We start from the raw sequence: 22,341 nt of genomic DNA, 5'->3' as shown, positions 1-22,341 counted from the left end.
CGTCTTTCCCTCGCTTCCAGCGGGTGTGGCGCCCGGTCACCTCAGGTGAGCGGGCAGGCGGGCGTGGTCTCGGTGGTTCTCCGGACGAAGGCCCCGGCCTCCGGCGGACACGCCCTACCGAGGCCGTTCCGGTACGGCAGGTCCGTCGGAGGCCGGTCATTCGACGTCCAGTCGCAGTACGTCGTCGATCGTCTCTCTCCGGACGATGACGCGTGCCGCGCTGTCGCGCACGGCGACGACGGGCGGACGGGGCTGGCAGTTGTAGTTGTTCGCCATGGAGCGGTGGTAGGCGCCGGACGCGGGAACGGCGAGGAGGTCCCCGATCGCGAGATCGGTCGGCAGCCGCGCGGAGTCCACGACGATGTCTCCGGACTCGCAGTGCCGGCCGCAGACGGTGACCGTCTCGACGGCGCTCCTCGTGGTGGTCCGGCCCGCGCGGGAAACCGTGTAGGAGGCGTCGTACAGAGCGGGCCGCATGTTGTCGCTCAGACCGCCGTCCACGGACACCCACGTCCGCAGTCCTTGCTGGCGCTTGATCGTGCCCACGGTGTAGAGCGTCACCGTGGTGGGCCCCGCGATCGCCCTCCCGGGCTCGACGGCCAGCCTCGGCATGGGGATTCCCGCCTCGGCACACGCCTTCTGGACCCGGTCGATGATGACGGGGGCGAGGTGACGCACGTCCAGGGGCCTCTCCTCGGGAAGGTAGGCGATGCCCAGTCCTCCTCCCAGGTCGAGTCGTCGCAGCAGCACTCCGTGCGTGCGTGCGGTGTCGGCCATCAGGCCGACGAGCCGGTCGGCGGCCAGCTCGAAGACGTCGGGGCGCAGGATCTGCGAGCCGAGATGACTGTGCAGGCCCACGAGTTCCAGGCCGGGCGCCCTCAGGACCTGGGATATCGCGCGGTGAGCGCTTCCGGTGGACAGGGAGAACCCGAACTTCTGGTCGTCGGTGCCGGTGGTGACGTACGCATGCGTGTGTGCCTCCACGCCCGGAGTCACCCGGATGAGGACCTGCTGGCGCACGCCGTGCTGTGCGGCGATGGCCGACAGCCTCGCTGTCTCGTCGTCGGAGTCGATGACGATCAGCGAGACGCCGTAGGCGACGGCCTCGGCGAGTTCGGCTGTCGACTTGTTGTTGCCATGGAAGATGACGGAGGCCCCCGGGATTCCCGCGCGCCGGGCCGTGCGCAGCTCACCGGCGGAGCACACGTCGATTCCCAGGCCCTCTTCCTTGAGCCACCTGGCGACCTGGTGGCAGAGGAACGCCTTGCCGGCGTAGAAGACGTCGTGGCCGGTGAAGGCGTCGCGCCAGGATCGGCACCGCCGGCGGAAGTCCTCCTCGTCGAGGACGAAGGCGGGGGTGCCGAACTCCTCGGCGAGGTCGCTCAGAAGCACTCCGCCGATCTTGAGGCCTTCGGTGCCGCTCGTGGTCGTGGCGGGCCACAGATGATCAGGAATGTGCACGGTGGTTCACCCTTCGGGACGGCACTCAGTAAGTGGTCAGAAACCGGTGGAGGACGCGGACACCGAATTCGAGGCCGGTCAGGGGCACTCGCTCGTCCACTCCGTGGAACATGCCGAAATAGTGCAGATGGGGGTCGAGCAGGAGGGGCGTGAACCCGTAGGTGCTGATCCCGATCTTCGCGAAGGCCTTGGCGTCGGTCCCTCCGGACTGGACGAACGGCACCGGATGCGCGTGGGGGTCCTGGCTGCGGAGCGCTTCGGCCATCGCGGCGAAGGCAGGCCCTTCGTGATCGGCCGCGACCGCCTCTTCGCAGTTGATGAACTCTCTTGTCACCTTCGGGCCGAGGAGCCGGTCGACGGTCTCCAGGAAGGCGTCCTGTGCGCCGGGAAGGAACCTGCCGTCCACCTCCGCGTAGGCGTGTGAGGGGATGACGTTGACCTTGCGGCCGGCGTTCAGCACGGTGGGATTGACCGTGTTGCGGGTGGTGCAGTCGAACAGCTCTCCCAGCTGTCCGAGGCGGTTCGCCTCCTCCTCCAGTCGGGTGCGGTCGATCCGGCACCCGAGCGTTCGGTCGAGGGTGTCCAGCAAGGTGCGGACGGCCGGAGTGAGACTGGTGGCCCATCGGTGGGCCGTGAGTCGCGAGAGGGCGTGGACGAGTTCCGCCACGGCGTTGTCCTCTCCGGGGCCCGAACCGTGTCCCGCCGTGCCCTGCGCGCTGAGCCGCATCCACGCGGTGCCGCGCTCTCCCACGGCGATGGGGTACACGCGCGCGTCCGGCCCGGCATGCGTCGGCCTCGTGGTGATCGAGAAGCCGCCGGACTCGCTGATCGCCTCCTTGACTCCGGCGAAGTGGTCCCTGTGCTCCGTCACGACGTGCCGGGATCCGTGTTCTCCGGTCGCCTCTTCGTCCGCGAGGAGGGCGAGGACCAGGTCACGGCGGGGCCGGTGTCCCGTGCGGGCCCAGGCGCGCACGAGGGAGAGGGTCATGGCGACGGTCCCTTTCATGTCGACCGCGCCACGCCCCCACAGGCAGCCGTGGCGGAGGTCTCCGGAAAGGGGGTGGAGCGTCCAGTCACCGGGCTCGGCGGGCACTGTGTCGAGGTGCCCGTGCACGAGCAGGGGAGGGAGAGAGGGGTCCTGCCCCGCGATCCGGGCGAGGACGCTCGTGCGGCGGTGCCTCGGTTCGGTGAGGGTGGTGGAGACACCGGCCTGTTCCAGGGCTTCGGCGACGTACTCGGCGGCTTGCCGCTCGCCGGGTCCTGTTCCGTCCCCTGCGTTGGTGGAGTCGATGCGCAGAAGGTCCGAGCACAGTTCGGCGACGTCGGTGGCGTAGCCGTCGTGCAGCCCGTGCGGTGGTGCGGGGGTCACGAGGTTCTCCACGGAGAGTAGGGGACGGGGGTGTCGGCGGTCAGCCGAAGTGGTCCTCCATCGCGGTGCCCGCGATGGAGGTGCACACCTTGAAGGTTCTGGCCGCCGTGGTCGCGTCGGGTGCCGTGAAGGCGATGCCGCGCGGGCCGTGGGGTTCGACGGTCGGGACGGCGAGGACCGCCGCGGCCAGATGGGGGGCGTGGAAGTCGAGCTCGAAGCGGAGGGACCGTGCGGGGGCGCCGCCCGCACGCGGTGTCTCCGCGTCCGGGCGCTCGCTTCGGACGCGATGCCGGCGAGCGGCCTCCACGGCCTGCTCACGCAGCAACTCGGCGCTTCGCGCGGGAGGAAGACAGAGGGCGGCGTACCGGCTGACGCACTCCTTGACCGCCACGACGCGGGCCCCGGGGGCCCAGGTGCCGGCGGCCTCGCAGGTGAGGTCGTCGCCGGTCACCAGGACGACGGGGACACCGTGCTCCTCTGCGATCAGCGCGTTCATGCGGCCCTCGTCGGCCGGCTCGCCGTCGATCCGGAACGCGGTCAGCCCGGTTCCGAGATAGGTGTGCGCCAGGACTCCCTGCTGTCCGGCGCCCGTGTGGTAGCCGAGGAAGACGACCGCGTCGGCCCGTTCGATCCCCTCCATCATGCCCAGCGGTTTGTGACGGCCGGTGAGCAGGCGCGCACGCGGGTCGAGGGCCTCCAGGAGCAGGTTGCGCTGTGTGTAGTGGGCGTCATTGACCAGGACCTCGCTCGCGCCGCCGGCGAGGAGCCCGTCGACGACGGCGTTGACGTCGCCGGTGAAGAGCGGGCGCATCCGCTCCCAGGAGGCGGTGCCGGGTTCGACGTCGTCGGGGCACGTGACGCCGGTGACGCCTTCCATGTCCGCGGAGATGAGAACACGCGTCACCGCGGGGTCCTTTCCCGGAGGGGGAGGGTGAGGCGGTGCAGGGCCGTCTCGAGTACCGCGCCCGCGCCGAGGGGGACGGTCAGCTGGCGCCTTCCGTGACCTGCCGGCAGTCCCGTCGCCACGGGGACACCGAGGTCCGACAGACGGTCACGCAGCAGAGCCTCCACCTGGTCCGGGGGGCCGCAGTCGGTGAAGTCACCGAGGACGACACCGGCCGTGCGCCGCAGGACACCGGCGCGCCTGAGCTGGGTCAGTGCCCGGTCCAGGCGGTAGGGGTCCTCGCCGACGTCTTCGAGCACGAGGATGCGGCCTTCGGTGTCGGGAGCCGTGGGGGTTCCGACCGATGAGGCGAGCATGGTGAGGTTCCCCCCGGTGAGGGGTCCCTCGGCCGTTCCCGGGACGAGGACGGGGCCGGTGAGGGGAAGAGAGCGCGGCGACGGCCCGAAGAGGGCCGCATGAAGGCCTTCGGCGGTGGACCTGTCTTCGTGGACCGGCCGGCAGGCGGGCATGGGGCCGTGAAGCGTCACCAGGTCGAGCCGCTCGCCGAGTGCGTGATGAAGGCAGGTGATGTCACTGGAACCGACGAGAAACTTGGGACCCGCGGCCGCGAGGCGCCGGTAGTCGAGGCGGTCCGCGATGCGCTGGGTTCCGTATCCGCCCCGTGCGCACACGACCGCTCGGACCTCGGGATCGAGCCATGCTTCGGTGAAGTCCTCGAGGCGTTCGTCGTCGGTTCCCGCGAGGTAGCCCTGGTGGGTGGTGAGGAGCCGGGGCGTGATGCGCACCCTGAGGCCCCAGCTCTCCAGCAGATGCCGGGCCGCGGTCGTCTCAGGTACCTCCACCGGACCGGCGGGGGCGACGACGGCGACGGTGTCGCCCCGCCGGAGGAGCGGAGGGTGCGTGCGGTACGGCTCCGGGAGCCCTTCCGCGGTGGCCCGCCAGGCGGTGCCGGCCGTCATGAGCGCTTCCCGGAGGCCGGGGAGCCGACGGGTCCGCTCGTGCCCGTACCGGAACCGCTGGGAGCGGTGAAGATCCGCTCGTAGAAGCGGATCTCGGCGTCGAGGGCCGCCCGGATCGTCTCGGCACGCCGCCAGCCGTGCCGTTCTCCCGGGAACTCCGCGTGCTCGTAAGGCCGGCCGGCCGCTCGCAGGGCCTGGGCCATGGCGGAGGACTGCTCGGGATCCACGATGGCGTCCTCCAGGCCGTGGAGCAGTAGGGCGGGGCCGCTGGCATGGCCCGCCGCGAGGACCGGGGAGCGCTGTTCGTACAGCGCGGCACTCTGCGGCAGGGGGCCGATCAGCCCGTCCAGGTAGCGGGACTCGAAGTCATGGGTGGTGGCCGCCCAGGTGAGGGGGTCGGTGATGCCGTAGAAGGACACCGCACCGGCGAAGGTGTCCGTGTGGGTGAGGGCGGCGAGCGCGGTCCAGCCGCCCGCGCTTCCTCCACGGATCGCCAGTCGGCAGGGATCGGCGAGTCCTTCGCCCACCAGGGCCTGTGCGACGGTCACACAGTCCTGGACGTCGACGACGCCCCAGGCGCCGTTCAGACGCTCTCGGTAGGCGCGGCCGTATCCGACGGACCCTCCGTAGTCGACGGTCGCGACGCCGATGCCACGGCTGGTGAAGTAGGCGATCTCGAGGTCGTGCACCATCGGGTAGTCACCGGTGGGACCGCCGTGCACGAAGATCACCCAGGGCGGGCTCTGTCCGTCCGGCGTCGTGTGGTGGGGATGGGTGGGAGGGTACGTGTGGGCGTGCACCAGGCAGTCCCCGCTCGCGGGGTCGCCCTTCGCCGGCTTCTGCGCGTCGCGGTGGAAGGTCCTGGCCGTGGGACGCGGCAGCCAGGCGGGGTCGACGGACGGGATCGACGAGGAGGAGACGACGCGTACGTCCTGGTCGTCCGCGGCACCGGTGCCGGGGAGGGCCGCGGTGAAGACGCCGTAAGGGAGGGTCGTGCCGGCTCCGGCGGCGACCAGACGGCTCGCGTCGGCGTCGATGCTCTGGACGAAGTCGGTGTAGGGCAGGCCGAGATCGGTCAGTGCGGGGAGTCCGGGGCCGGCGTCGGGATCCACGAGGGAGATCCGTCGACCCGCACCCGTTCCGTTGATGGCCACGGCCCGGCCGTCGGGAAGTGGAGCGAACCACGAGGCGCCCGGTTTCCACAGGGCACCGCCGAACTCCTCCTCGGCGGTGGCGACGGCGCGTGCGGGGCCTTCGTGGGCGGGCACGATGTGCAGATTCCACCAGCCGTCAGGGTCGGTGACCGCCCAGAGGTTACGGGGGTCCCTCCATTCGGCCTGGGTCACGGACTCCCTGGGGCCGCCGGCTCTGACCCTGTGGACGCCGGCGGTCCCGTCGTTCTCCAGCGGTGCGACGCACAGCTCCGTGCCGTCCCACGGCATGTTCGGATGGTTCCATCCGATCCAGGACAGATGAAGGCCGTCCGGTGACAGCCGGGGGCACGTCATGAAGTGATGGGTCGCCGCGATCGTTCGTTCGGCGCCCGTGCCGAGTGAGACGGCCACGACGGCACGTTCGACGTCGCGTACTCCGTCGAGGCGCGTCTCGCGGACGGCCCACACCTCGTCGCGCGACGGCGGCAGGTAGAGATCGCCGTAGGTGACGTTCTCGCGCGCGGACGTCAGGGGCCTGGGCACGTCGTGACCGTCCGGGTGGTGGACGTACAGGCGCTGGTCGTGCCAGTGGGTGAAGACCAGACCGTCACCGGTGGGGCGCCAGGCACGGCCGCCGTACTCGTGAAGGCTGTTGCGGGCGTCGAATCCGGGCGGGAGAACGTCCTCGACCGTGCCGTCCGGTTTCGCGCGTACGACGCACCGGCGGCCGGCCTCGTGCGGTCGCGGTTCGTCCCACCACACTGCGTCGCCGACCAGGGAGACCCACCCTGGCGTGCCGTCCTGGCGGGCGACGGTCGCGGCGCTGATGTCGGAGGCCCAGGCCCGGAACGCGGTCGGCGCGATCTGAGCTGCGGAGGAGTACTTCATAGGGTTACCGCCTTGCGCCCGTGTGAGGGGGCATCGGGAAGATCATCACGGAGGGCCCTGGCCGGATCGAGCGCGTTCCGGGCCGGGCTGCGGTGTGGGTTCGTCGTTCGCGGAGCGGAATGCGGGCCTGGTACCTCACCGCTGGTCCGTCTACGGCGTACGGGGGAGCACATGTGCGGACGGGTGCCGCATGGCGGCTTCAAGGCGCGGTGTCGCGCAGCTGCGGAGTCGTTCCGCGAGATGACGTGCGCCGATGAACCGAACGCGGGATACGCGCCTCAGGGACACAGTGCCGGGGCGGCCTGCGGCGGCGAACAGATGTGGACGTTCGTGTCCCGTGGACTGCGGCCGTATGGCGGAGCCGTTCTCATGACGTACACGTTAGGGAGGCACCACGGCAGCAGCGATCAACAAAAAGTCCCGCCTCGGGAAGTGGGACACGACGTTTCGTCGGACCTCGGAGGCGGGGAGGCAACGGGCGTGCGAGCGCTACCAGTTGGGGTCGAGACCGGGTACGTTGGCGGGGAGGGGCAGGTCGCGCGGGTGCACGAGGTAGACCACTCCCCCGCCGCCGGACGCCGAGAGCCATACGCGTTCGAACTCGCCGCGGGGGTAGATCCTTCGCACCTCCTCGTCGGTGGCCGAGAGCGGGTCGTTGGCCACCACGTCTCCGTCGGCCGTGAACCCACAGACGATCTTGATGCTTCCGGCCGGCGAGTAGCCCGCGCCCGCGAGTTCGCCGATACGGAAGCTCTGGGCCGTGGCGATCGGTATGCCCGCGCAGATGAAGCGTTCGAGCTCGCTCAGCGAGCGCAGGCGCGTGACCATTCCGCCGAACCCGTAGCGGGCGGGATAGGCGGCGTTGAAGGCCCAGTTGCCGCACCCCTTGTAGGCGTAGTCGTAGACCGCCCGGGCGGTGAAGTCGACCTGGGGTGCGGTGTCCGCGGGATCGATCCACGCCATCTCGCCGTCACCCGGGCCGCGCCCGAAGTACTCGACGAGCATCGCGGTGCAGGTCGGGGCCGACCACGCTTCTCCGCCTCCGTCCCATTGCGGACTGTGGCCGGTGTGCAGCTCCTGGGAGCGGCGCGGGACGTCGAGGACCTTGCCCCAGGCGCCGGCGGGGCCGCTCACCGCCCGCCGGTGGTCGGGGGGTGTCGACGAGGCGGCGAGGTGGAGGGCTTGCACGAGGGGACCCTCCGCGACGCCCCGGGTACGCGCGAGCCGAATGTCGAGCTCGTAGGCCAGGACGGGCCGGTCGGCAGCCGCGACGAACACGTCGACGTCCGCCGTTCCGAAGGGGCCCGTCTGACCGGGCACGGTGGTGCGGTGCACCACGTCGTCGTCCGACGCCCAGTGCGCCATGACGTACCAGGGTGAGACGTCTCCCTCCGCGTCGCGGACCCGGAGCCTCACCGTCAGCCGGGTTCCGGCAGGCGTGAGCGCCGTCCACGACGGAATGAGCTCCTCGGCGGGAAAGGGCAGTTCACGCCAGCCGGTCGAGCAGGTCGCGTAATCCCATTCGAGGGCGGCGTGGCCGTGCTGGTCCACGAAGGTCTCGTCGCCTTCGACGGACTCCAGGCGCAAGGCCCCGTCCGACCACGCCGTGCCTCTGAAGGTGGCGGCGGCGAAGTGACAGGCTTCCGACCAGCGGTGCAGCACCGCCTGAGGCACGAACGGGTCGTTCCTTCGCCCATGCTTCTCGCCTGTCACGGTCTTCCTGCCGCTCTCTTGTAGCTCCGGTACGACCCAGCCCGACGCCGGTGCCGGGGCAGGCCCACATGGTAACGGCCTGGAGTTCCCGATCAGGAGCTCCAGGCCGCGCCAGGGCCCGCCCATGATCATTTCGGTACGCGAGGCAGCCTGGCGGCGGATGTGAGGACCACGTCGTCCGCCTTGACGAACATGATGCGGTGGCCGAACTGGACCTGGTGGTACCTGAGCGCGCCACGGACCACGGTGTGGCCGGCGAGCTCGAAGGTCTTGGAGTGGTAGTACTCGCCGTTCACCGTCTGGCCGACGCTGTACAGCTGTCCCGGGCGAAGCGCGTACTGCAGTGGCACGAGGGGCTGGACGGGGATGGCGGCGGGATACGCCTCGGGCTCGGGGTAGGCGCGCCCGTAGAGCGGCGCGCTGTCGAGCCCGGGCCGCAGCCGCGCCACCAGCCCCTTGGCGGGCAACGTCTTCGCGCACCGGGGGGCGTCCTTGAACCAGCCCTTCTGCCCGAGGTACCACAGGGCCGTCCAGTCTCCGCGGCGTTCGGCGACCACGTACTTCTGCCCTGTGCTCACACGGGCGGCGTGGTTGTAGACGGACCAGGTGCCGGGGGAGGGACGGATGCCGATGTCGGTGAGCAGGGGGGCGTCGTCCCGGGGTTCGGTGCGCAGTGTGAGGGAGGCCGATCCGTGCACGGGGCAGAGGTCGGCGGGGGTCGCTCCGCAGTAGTACGGCTCCGTGTTCGAGCCGTAGTCCGGGTGGATGGTCACCAGGGGTGAGGTGGCCCCGCCCCGCGCCTTGAAGGGCTTGCCCAGAAGGTCGAAGTAGTGGTCCCAGTCCCAGTAGGGTCCGGGGTCCTGGTGCATGCCGGCGACGTTCGCGGGCGTGGTGCCCGGCACGTTGTCGTGCCCGATGACGTGGGCCCGGTCCAGGGGGACGTCGTACTTCTCGGCCAGGTAGCGGACGAGGCGCGCCGAGGTCCGGTACATCGCCTCGGTGTACCACTGGCCTCCCTGGGCCAGGAATCCCTCGTGCTCCAGCCCGACGGCCTTGGAGTTGACGTACCAGTTGCCGGCGTGCCACCCGACGTCCTTGGCGCGCAGGTGGTTGGCGATGTGACCGTCCGCGGAGCGGAGGCTGTAGTGCCAGGACACGTAGGTGGGGTCCTGGACCAGCTTGAGAGTGGTGTCCCAGGTGGCTTCGGTGTCGTGGACGACGATGTAGTCGATGGACTGGTTGTACGGACGGTCGGAGAGGTCGTGGTTGCCGAAGTCGCCCGGCTCCTCCGAGAGCATCCGGTAGGGGGCGGGCGTCCAGTCACAGCCCAGGTCGCGAGGACATTCGGCCCCCGGGACGGTGGCCCTCAGTTCCAGCCTCTCCAGTTGCCGGGTCTCCGGCCGGACGGGCACGGGAGGCAGGGTGACGACGGTTCCGTCGTCGGTGCGTCGCGACTCGCCCGTGTTGATCAGCGAGAAGGCGTCGTCGGCGAATCGGCGCGCCGCAGCGGCCTCGGTCGCGCCCGAGTAGGCGGCGACCGCCGCGTACCACTGTGCCGGGTCGGCGCTCGGGGGAAGACCCGCGGATCGCTGGTGGGCCGCGAGGAGCGCGGCGCCGCCCTCGATGTTGGCCCCGGGGTCGGTCCTGAGGCGGTCGGCGGGAAGTCCCGTGAGTGCGGCCGCGCGGCCCAGGGTCTCCAGCGCGGCGGGGAAGCGGTCGGGCTCGTCGGGTGTCCCACGGTGTGCGAGGGGCGGCCGGGAGGTGTCGCCACGCGGATTCTCGTCGCCGTCCGAATGGTGGGGTGCCTCGGCGAGCGCCGCCCGGGCGTCGGTCAGGTGCATGGGACCGTAACCCGCGTCGACGCTGGGCGCGCCACGGTGGTCGTCCCAGCGGCTCTGCAGGTAGGACACCGCGAGCAGGACCGTCTGGGGTACCCGGTACCGCTCGCCGGCCGAGCGGAAGAGGTCCGCGCGGGACGGTGCCCCGGACGCGGCGGTGTGCTTCGTGTCGACGGGTGACTGCGCCCGAGCGGGGACCGTGGCGAGCGTTCCGGTCAGCAGGACCGTCACGGCTGCCGCCGCGCAGGCTGACCGTCGGCGCTGGGTACGTCCTCTTGTCACGTGTTCCTCCTTCATGCCGTGCTTTCGACGGGGAAATGACAGGCTGTCGGGTGATCGGCCCCTTCGCGCGGGCGCAGTTCGGGTTCCACCAGGCACTGCTCGCGGGCGTAGGGGCAGCGGGTGCGGAAGCGGCACCCGGACGGTGGTGAGGCCGGGGAGGGCAGGTCGCCTTCCAGGAGGTGCTCGTCGTCGGCCGTGCGTCGCCTCGGGTCCGGTACGGGGGCCGCGGCGAGGAGCGCCCGGGTGTAGGGGTGGCGGGGAGTCGTGTAGATCTGCTCGCGGGTGCCGGTCTCCACGACCTTCCCCAGGTACATCACCGCGATCCGGTCGCAGAGGTGCTGTACCACCGCGAGGTCGTGCGAGATGAAGACGCAGGCGAGGTCGAGGTCGCGGCGGAGGTCCCGCAGCAGGTTGAGGACCTGTGCCTGGACGGAGACGTCGAGGGCCGACACCGGCTCGTCGCACAGGAGCAGTTCGGGCCCCAGCGCCAGTGCGCGCGCGATTCCGAGACGCTGGCGCTGCCCGCCGGAGAACTGGTGCGGGTAGCGGTCCCGGTGGGTGGGGTCCAGGCCGACCGTTTCGAGGAGTTCGGCCACGCGTCGGCCGCGGGCGGCCCTGGGCACCGCCTCGGGGTGGATGGCGAACGGTTCTCCGACGATCTGGCCGGCCGTCATCCGCGGGTTGAGCGAGGTGTACGGGTCCTGCAGGACCATCTGGACGCGTCGGCGGACCGTGCGCAGTTCCTTGGCGGAAAGGGAGAACGGATCCTGCCCGTCGATCGTGACCGCGCCCGAGGTGGGCCGGTCCAGGGCCATCAGGAGAGAAGCCAGGGTCGACTTGCCGCACCCGGATTCGCCGACGATGCCGAGTGTCTCCGCGCGCCTGACGGTCAGGTCGACGCCGTCGACCGCTCTGACCGCCCCGGTGGGGCGTTTCCACAGCACGCCTTCCGTGATCGGGAAGTGGCGGGTGAGCGCCGTGGCCTGGAGGAGGGGGGGAGCTGCCTCAGCCGACGGGGACACGGTGAACCTCCTCGGCGAAGTGGCAGGCACTGCGATGTCCTGCGGGCGAAAGGGTCTGGAAGGGGGGTGCTTCGCTGCCGCAGCGCGGCTCGGCCCGGGGGCAGCGGGGATGGAAGGCGCATCCGTCGGGGACGGAGGACGGCAGGGGCGGAGCACCGGTGATGGGGACGAGCGGTTTGCCGATGCGGTCCAGGCGGGGTACCGAATGGAGCAGGCCCCGGGTGTAGGGGTGGCCGGGGTGGGTGTAGAGGTCTTCCGCCTCCGCGGACTCCACCGTGCGGCCGGCGTACATCACGGTGATCCGGTCGGCGGCCTGGGCGACCACGCCGAGGTCATGGGTGATCAGCAACAGGCCCATACGGGTCTCGTCCTGGAGCTGTTTGAGCAGTCGCATGATCTGGGCCTGGACGGTGACGTCGAGGGCCGTGGTGGGTTCGTCGGCGATGACGACTTCCGGATCCAGGGCGAGCGCCATCGCGATCATGACGCGCTGGCGCATGCCGCCGGAGAACTGGTGCGGGTAGTCGTGGACCCTGCGGGAGGCGGCCGGGATGCGGACGCGGTCCATGAGGGCGACGGCGCGGGCGAGTGCGTCCTTGCGTCCCATTCCTCGGTGCACCCTGTACATCTCGGCCAATTGGTCGCCCACCGACATCACGGGATTGAGCGCCGTAAGCGCGTCCTGGAAGATCATGGAGACACGCGTGCCCCGTACCGCGTGGTGGCGCTCGGGCGGCATCGAGAACAGATCCTCGCCACGGAGCCGGACGGCACCGCGGGTGATGTGCGCCGGCGGGGTGTCGAGCAGCCCCATGACGGCCTGTGCCGCGACGGACTTTCCCGATCCGGATTCACCGAGCAGTGCCAGGGTCTCGCCTTCGCGAAGGGTGTAGGACAGCCCGTTCACCGCCCGGATGATGCCGCGTCGCGTGCGGAACTCGACGCAGAGGTCCTCGACCTCCAGGAGCGGATGCGCGGTGGTGGACATGTGCGCTCATTTCAGCCGGGGGTCGAAGGCGTCGCGTACGGCGTCCCCGAGCAGGATGAAGCTCAGGACGGTCGCGGACAGGAAGAGGGCGGGGAAGAGCAGCAGGTGGGGGTGGTCGAGGACGAAGGCCTGGGCCGCGTTCAGCTGGAGCCCCCAGGAGACCTGGGGGTACTGGAGGCCGACTCCGAGGAAGTCGAGCGTCGCCTCGCCCGAGATGACCGCCCCGACGTTCAGCATGGCGACCACGATGACGGGGGTGATCGCGTTGGGAAGGATGTGGCGCAGCATGAGGCGTACGGGGCGGGCGCCCAGCATCCGGGCGGCTCGCACGTAGTCGGCCTCGGCCAGTGCGATGACCTGGGAGCGCATGATGCGCGTCATGGTCGTCCAGCCCAGCGCCGTCAGGACGAGGATCATGGCACCGAGGCCGTGATCGGGGAAGGCGACCAGGATGACGGTGGCTCCGAGCACGAAGGGCAGACCGAAGAAGATGTCGGTCACCCGGGACACGGCGGCGTCGATCCAGCCGCCGTGGAAGCCGCACAGGAGTCCGAGTACGACGGCGATCAGGAGGGAGCCTGCCGTGACGGTGAGACCGGCGATCAGCGAGGGCCGGGTGCCGCGGATGACCTGTGCCAGGTAGTCACAGCCTTGCAGGTCGAATCCGAAGGGGTGGTCGGCCGAGGGACCCAGCTTGGAGTCGGCGAGGTCACAGCGGTCTCCTCCTTCGGTGAGCAACGAGGTGAGGACTCCGGGTGCCAGAGCCATCGCCGTCATGAGGAGGAGGGTGATCAGGGCGGCCCACACCGTGGGGCGCCGCCGCAGTTCGAGCCAGGCGTCCTTGCTGAGGGAGGCCCGCTCCGACGACGGTGGGCGCGCCGTGTCGGACGCCGCGGTGTCCTCGGCCGCGTCACGCGTGGCCTCCAGGGTCCTGGTGGTGTCAGTCATGACGGATCCTCGGGTCGAGCAGCCCGTAGAGCAGGTCCACGAGCAGGTTGGCGAGCAGGAAGATGAGGACGAGGGCGGTTGTGGTGCCTACGACGACGGGACCTTCACGGAGCTGGATGGACTGGAAGAGCTGCTGGCCGACGCCCGGCAGGTTGAAGATGTACTCGGTGACGATCGCGCCGGCCATGAGTCCGCCCAGCTCCAGGCCGAGGAAGGTGACCACGGGGATGAGCGAGTTGCGCAGGGTGTGTCTGACCACGACGCGACGCCGGCTCAGCCCTTTGGAATGGGCGGTGCGCACGTAGTCGGCCCGCAGGTTCTCGATGAGGGAACTACGCGTGAGTCTGGCGACGTAGGCGAGACCGAACGAGGCCAGGACGAGACCGGGCAGGAGGTAGGCCAGTGGCCATCCTGCTTCGGTGCCTGCCACCGGCAGCCAGCCGAGCTGCACGCCGAAGACGAGCTGGGCCAGGTATCCGACGACGAAGACCGGTATCGAGATGACCAGAGTGGTGCCGAAGAGCACCGCGCTGTCGTCCCACTTGCCTTTTCGCAGACCCGCCCAGACACCGAGAGCCATGCCGAGGACCAGCTCCAGGACCCATGCGGTGAGGCCGAGTTGCAGCGTGACGGTCCATCGGTCGGCAAGCAGGTCCGACACCTCGCGGCCGGTGAAGGTGGTTCCGAGGTCACCCGTGAACAGGCCGGTGAGGTAGTGCGTGTACTGCACCCACAGGGGGTCGTCGAGGTGGTAGCGGGCACGCAGCTCGGCGAGGACCGCCGGCGGTACCGGCTTGTCACCGGCGAGGCCCTGGATGGGGTCGCCGGGCAGGACGAAGACAAGCGTGTAGATGAGGAAGGTGGTGCCGAGGAGTACGGGCAGGGCATGCAGCAGGCGACGGGCGACGAATCTCCACACGACGGACGGTCCTCAGGGAATAGGTTTGTGTGAAGCACCGGAAGAAGTACTCCGCAGAGGGGTCGGCTACGGCGTCACTCGTTGACGGTGACGCGGTCCAGGTGCAGACCGGCGGCGTAGGGGTCGATGACGACGTTTCCGATCCTGTCGCTCCACGCCGACTGGTCCTGCCAGTTCCACAGCGGGATGTACGGCAGCTCCCGCAGGGCGATGTCCTCCGCCCGCTGGTACGCCGCGATGGCTTCCGCGCCCTGAGCGGCGTTTCCCTTCGCCACGAAGGCGGCGAACTCCTTGTTGCTCCAGCCCGACCGGTTGCCGGGGTAGTAGAGCCCGTCGAGGTAGTTCTGGATGCTGGGGTAGTCGATCACCCAGTTCTGCCGGAAGGGTCCCTTGTTCTTTCCTGAGTTGAGCAGCGAGGACAAGTCGGCGGGCGCCATCTTGCGGAACTTCACGTCCTCGATGCCGAGGTTGTCCTTGAGCTGGTTGGCGACCGAGGTCATCCACTGTTCGTAGGTGGGGTCCGAGTTGGAGAAGTGGAGCTCCAGCGGGCCGTCGAAGCCGCCGGCCGCTTCGAGCAGCTGCTTGGCGGCCGCCGGGTCGTACGCACAGGTCTGGCCGCAGGCGTCGGGGCGGTGTCCGGGGATCATGTCGCCGACGATCGAGGTGGCGGGCTTGTAGACGCCGTTGTAGATGGCCTGGGTGATGCCCTTGCGGTCGATGGCCATGGAGATGGCCTTGCGGATTCGGGGGTCCGCGAAGCGCGGGTCCCTCACGGGCAGTCCGAGGTAGTCCATGGTCCCGCTGGGGCGGATGGAGAAGCGCTCGCCGAAGAGACGCTTGGCCTGTATGGAGTTGGCGGCGGGGACCGTCGTCAGGATGTCGACGTTGCCCGCCTGCAGTTCGGTGAAGGCGGTCTCACGGCTCGTGTAGATCTTGAAGTCGATGCGGTCGGCCATGGACTTGCGGGTACCGCGGTAGGCGGAGAACTTCTCCAGCTTGATCTTCCGGTTGCGCTCCCACTGGCCGTCGAGCCGGTAGGGGCCGTTGCCTATCGGTGCGATGTCGAAGGCATCCGGATCGGCCGTGGCCGCCTTGGGAAGGGGGGCGAAGGCCGGGAACGACAGCAGCATGGGGAACTGGCCGAAGGCCGCGTTCAGGGTGACCCGCAGGGTCGTCTCGTCGAGTACCTGGAGGCCGGCCAGGGTCCGCGCGGACGGCTTGACGCCCTCCTCCGCCGGGTTGAGCGCCTCGTATCCCTTGATCTGGGCGAAGTAGTAGTTGGCGTCCCAGCCGTTCGGCCCGTAGGCGGCGGCGTTCCACGCGTCCGCGAAGCTGGCGGCCGTGACCTTCTCGCCGTTGTGGAACGTGGTGCCGGATCTGAATTTTATCGTCCAGACGACGTTGTCGTCGGTGGCCCAGGAGACGGCGGCCAGCGGTTTCACACTGCCGTCCTTCGGGTCGAGGGAGGCGGGCGGGTCGAAGAGCCCCTGCAGGACCTGGAGGGAGTAGCTGCTGGTGGTCTTCCCCGGCAGGAGGTGATCCGGCTCTGTCAGCGCCACCGAGTAGGCGCCTCCGGGCTTGCCGGACGGGTTCTTCGACTTCGCCGGCTCGCCCTGGCCACAGGCGGCCAGGGCGAGGGTGAGAACGGCGGATGCCGCGAGGGCTGTGGAGCGGGTGGGGTTCATGGGGCGTGGTGCTCATTTCGGGAAGGCGGTCCGGAGCGCACGTGGGACGGCGGCTGAACGGACGGCTCTCGGAAGGAGGTTGGGGCGACACGGTAGAGACCTGGCCGGCGAGGAGACGATCGACAGGATGTCCAGCCCTCCTGCGGAGCGGTGGACATCGGGTCGTTACCGCCGTGGATCCACGAGGACGAGCATGGGCTCTGGCACATCGACTGTCCCCTGGGCTCCCGCTGCTGTCGTGGGCCTCCGACTGCCGGCGGCGGTCACACGAGCCGTGCGGTTCAGGAGGGCAGCGGCTCGCCGACGCGTCGGCGTGGCCACCACCTCGCGACCGAAACAGACGATACATATTCCGGATCAGATCAGCCAGGCTTACGTACGTTACGTACGTTACGTGCGCGACGAGGGCAGGACGCCTGCGGCACTCGTCGCGCGGTCTCTTGACGGCACCCTGACGCCGGACACGACAGTGTTCCCGCTCCCACCCGTCGCCACATCGCCCGCGGAGGCATCCATGACACCGAAACGCACCGCTGGTTCCTCGCCGCGCCCCGCCCTTGATCGCCGCACGGTCCTTGCCGCCATCGCGGCGGCAGGCTGCACCACAGCGCTCACCTCGGTGCCGGCCCATGCCGCGGCCCCTTCCGCCGATCCCGTCAGACGGCAGATGCGAGGCATGTGGATCGCATCCGTGGTCAACATCGATTGGCCGACCCGTACGGGCCTGGACGCCGCGGCGCAGCGTGCGGAGTTCGCGCGGCTGGCGGACGACGCCCTCGCGTGGGGATTCAACGCCCTGTTCGTCCAGATCAGGCCGACGGCCGACGCTTTCTGGCCCTCGCCCTTCGAGCCCTGGTCTCAGTGGCTCACCGGCACGCAGGGACAGGATCCCGGGTACGACCCGCTGGGTTTCATGGTCGAGACAGCGCACAACCGAGGCCTCGCGTTTCACGCCTGGTTCAACCCGTACCGGGTCTCCATGCAGTCCGACCCGTCCGCGCTGACTCCCGGCCATCCGGCCCGCACCCATCCGGAGTGGACCGTGTCCTACGGCGGCAAGCTCTACTACGACCCCGGCGTGCCGGCCGCGCGTCGCTTCTGCCAGGAAGCCATGCTCGACGCGGTCAGGCGGTACGACATCGACGGTGTTCACTTCGACGACTACTTCTACCCGTATCCGGTAGCGGGTTCCGACTTCCCCGACGAAGAGACTTTCAGGACCTACGGATCGGACTACGCGGACAAGGCCGCCTGGCGTCGCCACAACGTGGACCTCATGGTCCGTGAGATGAGGGACGCCGTACGTGCCGTGCGCCCGAACGCACTCTTCGGCATCAGCCCCTTCGGCGTGTGGCGCAATGCCACGACGGATCCGCGCGGCTCTCGAACCGCTGCCTTCCAGTCGTACGACGGCCTGCACGCGGACACCCGAGGATGGGTTCAGCAGGGTTGGCTCGACTACGTCGCGCCGCAGGTGTACTGGCACATCGGGTTGCCGGTCGCCGACTACGCCGTCCTCGCTCCATGGTGGGCCGAGGTGGTCAGGGACACGGACACGGAACTGTGGATCGGGCAGGCGGTCTACAAGTCGGGGGCGGCGGGGCAGCCGACTCCGTGGCAGGACGGCAAGGAGCTGACGCGCCACCTGACGCTGAATGCCACGCTCCCCGAGATCGGCGGCGACCTCTTCTTCAGCGCCAAGGACGTCCGCGCCGATCGCGTGGGCGACTTCGCCGCCATGCGGATCGCACACTGGCGGCAGCCCGTCCTCGGCCCTCTGCCGGCCAGGCTGGACAAGGGTCCTCTCCCGCCCCGGCCCGACGTCGAGGTGCTGCGGGAAGGCGGTACAGGCGCCGCGACCCTCCTCATCACCGCAGGGGCGCCCGGCAGCAGGAGAAGCCCCTTCCGTTACGCGGTCTACCGCTTCCCGGGCAAGCCCGGCCACCACCACGAAGGTGGGAGTGCCTCCCTCGTCGCAGTGGTTCCCGGCGGGAGGCAGGCCGTCTACCACGACTCCGAAGCGCCGGCGGGATGCTGGTACGCGGTGTCGGCCGTGGACCGCCTCCAGCGCCAGGGCCGGATGTCCCGACCCGCGTACTGACACCCGTGCTCCTCACCGGCCGATCCCCGTGTCGGGAGCGGCCGGTGAGACATGCGCTCCTCCCCTGTCACCTCGACGGTCACCCGCATCGCCCACCGCGGTCCGCAGCACTGTCGCCCCAGGTATGCGCGGCGTCCCTCCGCCCGATCAACTCCACGGAAGGGCATGCCGGATACCGGAGCGGACGACCATCGGCGGGACGCTGGACATACGGTCGACAGGCGGACCCACTTCATGGACCATGCGTCCCATGCCTCTCACCGTTCGCGATCTGTTGGCCATTCCTTCTCTCCACCTGCGTCTGGTGGCGGGCAGCACGGGCCTCGGACGGGTGGTCGAGGCAGCGCACGCGACCGAGAACACGCGTCCCGCCTCCTGGCTCGAAGGCGCCGAAGTGGTGATGACCAGCGGCCTGTTGCTGTCGGCCGACGAGACCGGCTGCGCGGCATATGTGGAAGATCTCAGCGGCGGCCACGCCGCTGCCCTCATCGTGGGGGTGGGTCCCGGCCTTCCCTTGCAAACGGTGCCGGCCGCTCTGAGCCGGCACGCCGAGCAAGCCGGAATACCCCTGCTCACCGCGCCGCCGAACGTCTCCTTCGCCTCCATCACCAAAGCGGTCTTCGTGGCTCGCGCGTCCGAGGAACGACGCCTGTTGGAACGGACCCTTCGAACGCAGCGGCGCCTGTCCTCGGCAGCGGCCTCCAGCGACGGGCTGGCGGGACTTCTTTCGTCCTGGTGCCAGGCGATGAACTCGGGCGTGGCCGTGTGCGATCCCTCAGGAAGGCTCCTCGGTTCAGCCGGGACCGACGGACAGAAGCTGCTGGCGGACGCCGCCTCGGTGATCGACACCGTCGCGCTGCACGGACTCCGGGGAAGCGGCGGTGCGGACCTGCCGTGCGGGAGAGTCGTGGTGCAGCCCCTCGGCACGACGCGCCTGCGTGGTTTCCTCGTCCTGCTCGACGCGGACTCGCCCGAGGCCCGGTTGCTGATCAGCGTCCTCGTGTCACTGCTCTCCGTCGAACTGGAGCGCCGTCACCTGGCGGACGAGCCGCAACGCCGTCGTCGAGCGGCCATTCTCGCCAGGCTGTTCCACACGGACATCACAGCGGATCAAGCACGCGCCCTGCTGCGGACGGCCGATGTCCCCTCGTCGACCGTCCGGGCCGTGGCGGTGCAGGCCGCCGGGGAGCCGGTCGAACTCGCGGCGGACCTCGCCCTGGCAGTGCCAGGAGGACTCGCACGCGTGACAGGTGACACGGTCGAGATGGTCGTCTCGGAGACACTGGACACGTCGGCCGTGCTCCGCCGGTTCGCGCCGGGCCGTCCAGCGGGGATCGGCCCGGCCGTCGCTCCGCAGCACGCGGCCCTCTCCCTGCGACAGGCGATCTCTCTGCTCTCCTCCAGTGCCGAACTGGGACGCCCTGTCAGCGCCTCGGAGGCGGGTTCGGTCAGGCTCCTGCTCAACCTGGGCAGTCCCGCGACGCTGGCGGCCTTCGCCGACACCGTACTGGCTCCGCTCGATGCCGCGGACCCGGGCGGGGAACTCACCGAGACGCTCCGCGTCTGGCTCGAGACGAACGGCTCCTGGGCAGAGACCTCCACGCTGCTGGGCCTGCATCGGCACACCGTCCAGAACCGCATCGAGAAGGTGGCCAGGCTGACGGGGAGGCAACAGGACCGCGCGGAGGACCGGGTCGACCTCTGGCTGGCGCTGACGGCACGAGCGGTCGGCGCGCCCCTCACCCATCAGCAGAAATACGGCAACGCCGTTTTCCCCCAGGGATAAACAGTCCAAGCCGCCCGTGGACGGATCGACATCCCGTCCATGTCCAGAGGGCCGCGCGGGTTCCTAACGTACGCCTGTCGCGCTGACCCCCGCGGACAACGGCCAAGGCGGTCCGCTTCCCCATGGGGTGACCCCCTGCCGAGGTCACCGGGGCCGACCGTCGTACGAGCAGAGAGGACCGTTCGTGACCTCACCATCCGCGACTCCCTCCGCGCGGAGCTCCCGTTCCAGAGCCAGGCGAGCGATGATCACCGGCCCTGCGGCGGCACGGAGCGGCGGCGACCGGCCGATGACGGTCCTCCGGGTTCGCCGGGCCCTCGATCTGTCCTCCATGCGCGGTACCCGCGCGGGAGGACCGTTCCACCTCCCCCCATCACACAGGAGAAACAGTATGAGACTCCGGTCCGTCCTCACCGCCCTGGCCCTCGTCCTCGGCGCGTTCCTCGCGCCCGGCGTGGGCGTCCTCACCGCCGCGGGCGAGGCCCACGCGGTCACCAAGATCAGCCACTCCACCGCGACCTCGATGTTCCAGTCGTCCGGGATCACCTGGTCCTCGTCCGGAGGCTGCTCCAACCGCAACAACCCCACGTGCACCTCGTTCGACCAGCTCAACCTCGCCACCGCCCAGGGCGCCCAGACCCTCAGGAGCGCCAGCGGCTGCGCCCTCAACATCACCGGCGGCACCGAGACCGGCCACGCGGGCGGCACGTACTCCCACTGGAACGGCTACAAGCTCGACTTCAGCAAGTACACCTGCCTCGGCAACTACATCAAGAACACCTTCACCTACATCGGCGTACGCGGTGACGGAGCCCCGCAGTGGAAGTCCGGCGCGGGCAACGTCTACGCCGACGAGGGCAACCACTGGGACGTGACCTTCTACAACTGCGGCGGCTGCTGACCACCCACCCCCGCGTGGTCGGTGGCCCCGCGACGGGTCACCGGCCTCCAGAGCCGACGTGACGTCCCTTCCTTCCGCCGAACGCGTCGCCCGGCAGACCGTGGCTCCGGCTCCGGAGGCATCGGCGGGTCCCGCGTCTCCCCCGGCCCGCGCGCAGAGGACCCGACAGCTGGCATACGCGTGGGCTGCGGGCATGACATGCCCGGCTGCGCACCGCTCACGCCTCCGAACAGATACGTCCGACTCGCCTTACCTGGAGGACTGTTGACCCGGAAAATGTCCCGCCGCGCCGCACTGCTCGCGGCAGTCGGCAGTGCACTCGTACTGCCCGTCGTTCATTCTGGAACCGCGCATGCCTTCGCCAAGCTCCCGCCAGGGAGGCGCGGCCACTCCATCGCGACGAACCCCCGCGACCCCGACGCGGTCTACGGCTCCGACGCCGCCCGGAACGCGCACGCCGAACCGTTGAACGCCGCCGTCGGCTGTGCCACGGATCGCGGAGGACGCAGCTGATGGCCACGTTCGTCACGCGCGCTCAGTGGGGCGCCCGAGCGCCCCTGAGCGTCAGCGGTGCCATCACCCCGGCCCAGGGCGGTGTGGTCGTCCATCATGTCGACGCCGTGAAGACGGCCAAGGCCGACCACGCCGACTGTGCCGCTCAGGTGAGGGGTATCCAGAACTTCCACATGGATTCCAACGGCTGGTCGGACATCGCCTACAGCCATCTCGCCTGCGTCCACGGCTACCTCTTCCAGGGGCGTGGCGAGAACGTTCGCACGGCCGCCCAGGGCACCACGCAGGGAAATGACGACTGGTACGCGGTCTGTGCGCTGACCGGTGGCACCAGCGGCGGCTATGACGTCATCACCGCCGCGCTGATCGACGCCATCAGGTACGGGATCAACCGCCTGCGGGTGTCGGGCGGAGCGGCGCGAGCCATCACCGGCCATCGCGACCACCACTCGACCGCCTGCCCCGGCAATCTGTACGCCCGGGTCATCAGCGGGGAGGTCAACCCCGGTGGCGGCCCCCTGCCCCACCCCGGGATCAGTTTCCGCCAGTCCCCGGCCACCGTCCACGCGAGCGTAGCGACCTGGCAGTACCGGATGAACAGCGCGCACGGCTATTCCCTCACCGTGGACGGCCAGTACGGACCAGGCTCCGACGCGGCCTGTCGCAGCTTCCAGTCGAGCAAGGGTCTGAGTGTGGACGGCGTCGTCGGGCCGGCCACTTGGGGCGCCACGTTCGCCTGACGTGATATCCGACGTGCGCCGTCGAACGATGCGTCGACCTTGATCACTCGGTTCGACATCCGTCGTCCTCGGAAGCGGCCTTCGTCTGAGCATGTGCCCCGGCCGAGGAGCACATGTCCAGCACGAAGGCCGTACGCACGAGTTGGCCGCGTCAGAGACACACGGATATC

16 protein-coding genes are annotated in these 22,341 nt (G+C 69.9%); 4 read left to right on the top strand and 12 right to left on the bottom strand.

The window, feature by feature from the left end; all coding sequences use genetic code 11:
• Positions 1–156: 156 nt before the first annotated feature.
• The 12 genes from lysA to ACRRSS_RS13460 form a co-directional block, all read right to left on the bottom strand.
• The gene (lysA, locus tag ACRRSS_RS13515) at positions 157–1,461 is read right to left on the bottom strand and encodes a diaminopimelate decarboxylase (protein WP_435971442.1); all 1,305 of its coding nucleotides are present in this window, start codon (positions 1,459–1,461) and stop codon (positions 157–159) included.
• A 25-nt stretch (positions 1,462–1,486) separates the two neighbouring features.
• On the bottom strand, positions 1,487–2,830 hold the full coding sequence (locus tag ACRRSS_RS13510; protein WP_435971441.1) for a M20/M25/M40 family metallo-hydrolase: 1,344 nt from the start codon (positions 2,828–2,830) through the stop codon (positions 1,487–1,489).
• A gap of 40 nt (positions 2,831–2,870) precedes the next feature.
• Complete coding sequence (locus tag ACRRSS_RS13505; protein WP_435971440.1) at positions 2,871–3,734, bottom strand: M55 family metallopeptidase; 864 nt, start codon at positions 3,732–3,734, stop codon at positions 2,871–2,873.
• Positions 3,731–4,693, bottom strand: coding sequence for a S66 peptidase family protein (locus ACRRSS_RS13500; RefSeq protein WP_435971439.1), 963 nt, complete (start codon positions 4,691–4,693; stop codon positions 3,731–3,733). Before ACRRSS_RS13500 ends, ACRRSS_RS13505 begins: the two co-directional genes overlap by 4 nt.
• Positions 4,690–6,735, bottom strand: coding sequence for a S9 family peptidase (locus ACRRSS_RS13495; RefSeq protein ID WP_435971438.1), 2,046 nt, complete (start codon positions 6,733–6,735; stop codon positions 4,690–4,692). The genes ACRRSS_RS13500 and ACRRSS_RS13495 overlap by 4 nt, the downstream gene beginning before the upstream one ends.
• A 489-nt stretch (positions 6,736–7,224) precedes the next feature.
• Positions 7,225–8,409, bottom strand: a complete 1,185-nt coding sequence (locus ACRRSS_RS13490) for a C39 family peptidase (RefSeq protein ID WP_435971437.1) — start codon at positions 8,407–8,409, stop codon at positions 7,225–7,227.
• A 167-nt stretch (positions 8,410–8,576) separates the two neighbouring features.
• Positions 8,577–10,583, bottom strand: a complete 2,007-nt coding sequence (locus tag ACRRSS_RS13485; RefSeq protein ID WP_435971436.1) for an N-acetylmuramoyl-L-alanine amidase — start codon at positions 10,581–10,583, stop codon at positions 8,577–8,579.
• Positions 10,580–11,590: an ABC transporter ATP-binding protein gene (locus tag ACRRSS_RS13480; protein ID WP_435971435.1), complete on the bottom strand. Its 1,011-nt coding sequence runs from the start codon at positions 11,588–11,590 to the stop codon at positions 10,580–10,582. The genes ACRRSS_RS13485 and ACRRSS_RS13480 overlap by 4 nt, the downstream gene beginning before the upstream one ends.
• Positions 11,574–12,578, bottom strand: coding sequence for an ABC transporter ATP-binding protein (locus ACRRSS_RS13475; RefSeq protein ID WP_435971434.1), 1,005 nt, complete (start codon positions 12,576–12,578; stop codon positions 11,574–11,576). Before ACRRSS_RS13475 ends, ACRRSS_RS13480 begins: the two co-directional genes overlap by 17 nt.
• Before the next feature lie 6 nt (positions 12,579–12,584).
• Positions 12,585–13,526 carry an ABC transporter permease gene (locus ACRRSS_RS13470; RefSeq protein WP_435971433.1) on the bottom strand — a complete coding sequence of 314 codons (942 nt, stop codon included), beginning with the start codon at positions 13,524–13,526 and terminating at the stop codon, positions 12,585–12,587.
• A complete protein-coding gene (locus ACRRSS_RS13465) occupies positions 13,519–14,445 on the bottom strand; it encodes an ABC transporter permease (protein WP_435971432.1) in 927 nt (308 codons plus the stop codon). The genes ACRRSS_RS13470 and ACRRSS_RS13465 overlap by 8 nt, the downstream gene beginning before the upstream one ends.
• Before the next feature lie 74 nt (positions 14,446–14,519).
• Positions 14,520–16,130 carry a peptide ABC transporter substrate-binding protein gene (locus tag ACRRSS_RS13460; protein ID WP_435971431.1) on the bottom strand — a complete coding sequence of 537 codons (1,611 nt, stop codon included), beginning with the start codon at positions 16,128–16,130 and terminating at the stop codon, positions 14,520–14,522.
• Between ACRRSS_RS13460 and ACRRSS_RS13455 the strand changes: the two genes are divergently transcribed.
• From ACRRSS_RS13455 to ACRRSS_RS13440, 4 genes are all read left to right on the top strand, one after another.
• Positions 16,129–18,231, top strand: a complete 2,103-nt coding sequence (locus ACRRSS_RS13455; RefSeq protein WP_435971430.1) for a glycoside hydrolase family 10 protein — start codon at positions 16,129–16,131, stop codon at positions 18,229–18,231. The genes ACRRSS_RS13460 and ACRRSS_RS13455 overlap by 2 nt on opposite strands.
• 250 nt (positions 18,232–18,481) lie before the next feature.
• Positions 18,482–20,017: a PucR family transcriptional regulator gene (locus tag ACRRSS_RS13450; RefSeq protein ID WP_435971429.1), complete on the top strand. Its 1,536-nt coding sequence runs from the start codon at positions 18,482–18,484 to the stop codon at positions 20,015–20,017.
• A 391-nt stretch (positions 20,018–20,408) separates the two neighbouring features.
• The gene (locus ACRRSS_RS13445; RefSeq protein WP_435971428.1) at positions 20,409–20,918 is read left to right on the top strand and encodes a hypothetical protein; all 510 of its coding nucleotides are present in this window, start codon (positions 20,409–20,411) and stop codon (positions 20,916–20,918) included.
• Positions 20,919–21,430: 512 nt separating this feature from the next.
• On the top strand, positions 21,431–22,171 hold the full coding sequence (locus ACRRSS_RS13440) for a peptidoglycan recognition protein family protein (RefSeq protein ID WP_435971427.1): 741 nt from the start codon (positions 21,431–21,433) through the stop codon (positions 22,169–22,171).
• Positions 22,172–22,341 lie beyond the last annotated feature (170 nt).

Origin of the sequence: Streptomyces sp. Qhu_M48, assembly GCF_051305195.1 — a bacterium.
In the GTDB taxonomy this organism is placed as follows: domain Bacteria; phylum Actinomycetota; class Actinomycetes; order Streptomycetales; family Streptomycetaceae; genus Streptomyces.
The sequence above is the reverse complement of the archived record's forward strand: the minus strand, read 5'-3'. Positions and strand labels throughout refer to the sequence as shown.

Bases quoted from the DNA above. Each gene is read 5' to 3' on its own strand.
- ACRRSS_RS13500 (WP_435971439.1), bottom strand. From the start codon at position 4,693: ATGACGGCCGGCACCGCCTGGCGGGCCACCGCGGAAGGGCTCCCGGAG.
- ACRRSS_RS13495 (WP_435971438.1), bottom strand. From the start codon at position 6,735: ATGAAGTACTCCTCCGCAGCTCAGATCGCGCCGACCGCGTTCCGGGCC.
- ACRRSS_RS13485 (WP_435971436.1), bottom strand. From the start codon at position 10,583: ATGAAGGAGGAACACGTGACAAGAGGACGTACCCAGCGCCGACGGTCA.
- ACRRSS_RS13475 (WP_435971434.1), bottom strand. From the start codon at position 12,578: ATGTCCACCACCGCGCATCCGCTCCTGGAGGTCGAGGACCTCTGCGTC.
- ACRRSS_RS13470 (WP_435971433.1), bottom strand. From the start codon at position 13,526: ATGACTGACACCACCAGGACCCTGGAGGCCACGCGTGACGCGGCCGAG.
- ACRRSS_RS13455 (WP_435971430.1), top strand. From the start codon at position 16,129: ATGGGGCGTGGTGCTCATTTCGGGAAGGCGGTCCGGAGCGCACGTGGG.
- ACRRSS_RS13460 (WP_435971431.1), bottom strand. From the start codon at position 16,130: ATGAACCCCACCCGCTCCACAGCCCTCGCGGCATCCGCCGTTCTCACC.
- ACRRSS_RS13450 (WP_435971429.1), top strand. From the start codon at position 18,482: ATGCCTCTCACCGTTCGCGATCTGTTGGCCATTCCTTCTCTCCACCTG.
- ACRRSS_RS13445 (WP_435971428.1), top strand. From the start codon at position 20,409: ATGAGACTCCGGTCCGTCCTCACCGCCCTGGCCCTCGTCCTCGGCGCG.
- ACRRSS_RS13440 (WP_435971427.1), top strand. From the start codon at position 21,431: ATGGCCACGTTCGTCACGCGCGCTCAGTGGGGCGCCCGAGCGCCCCTG.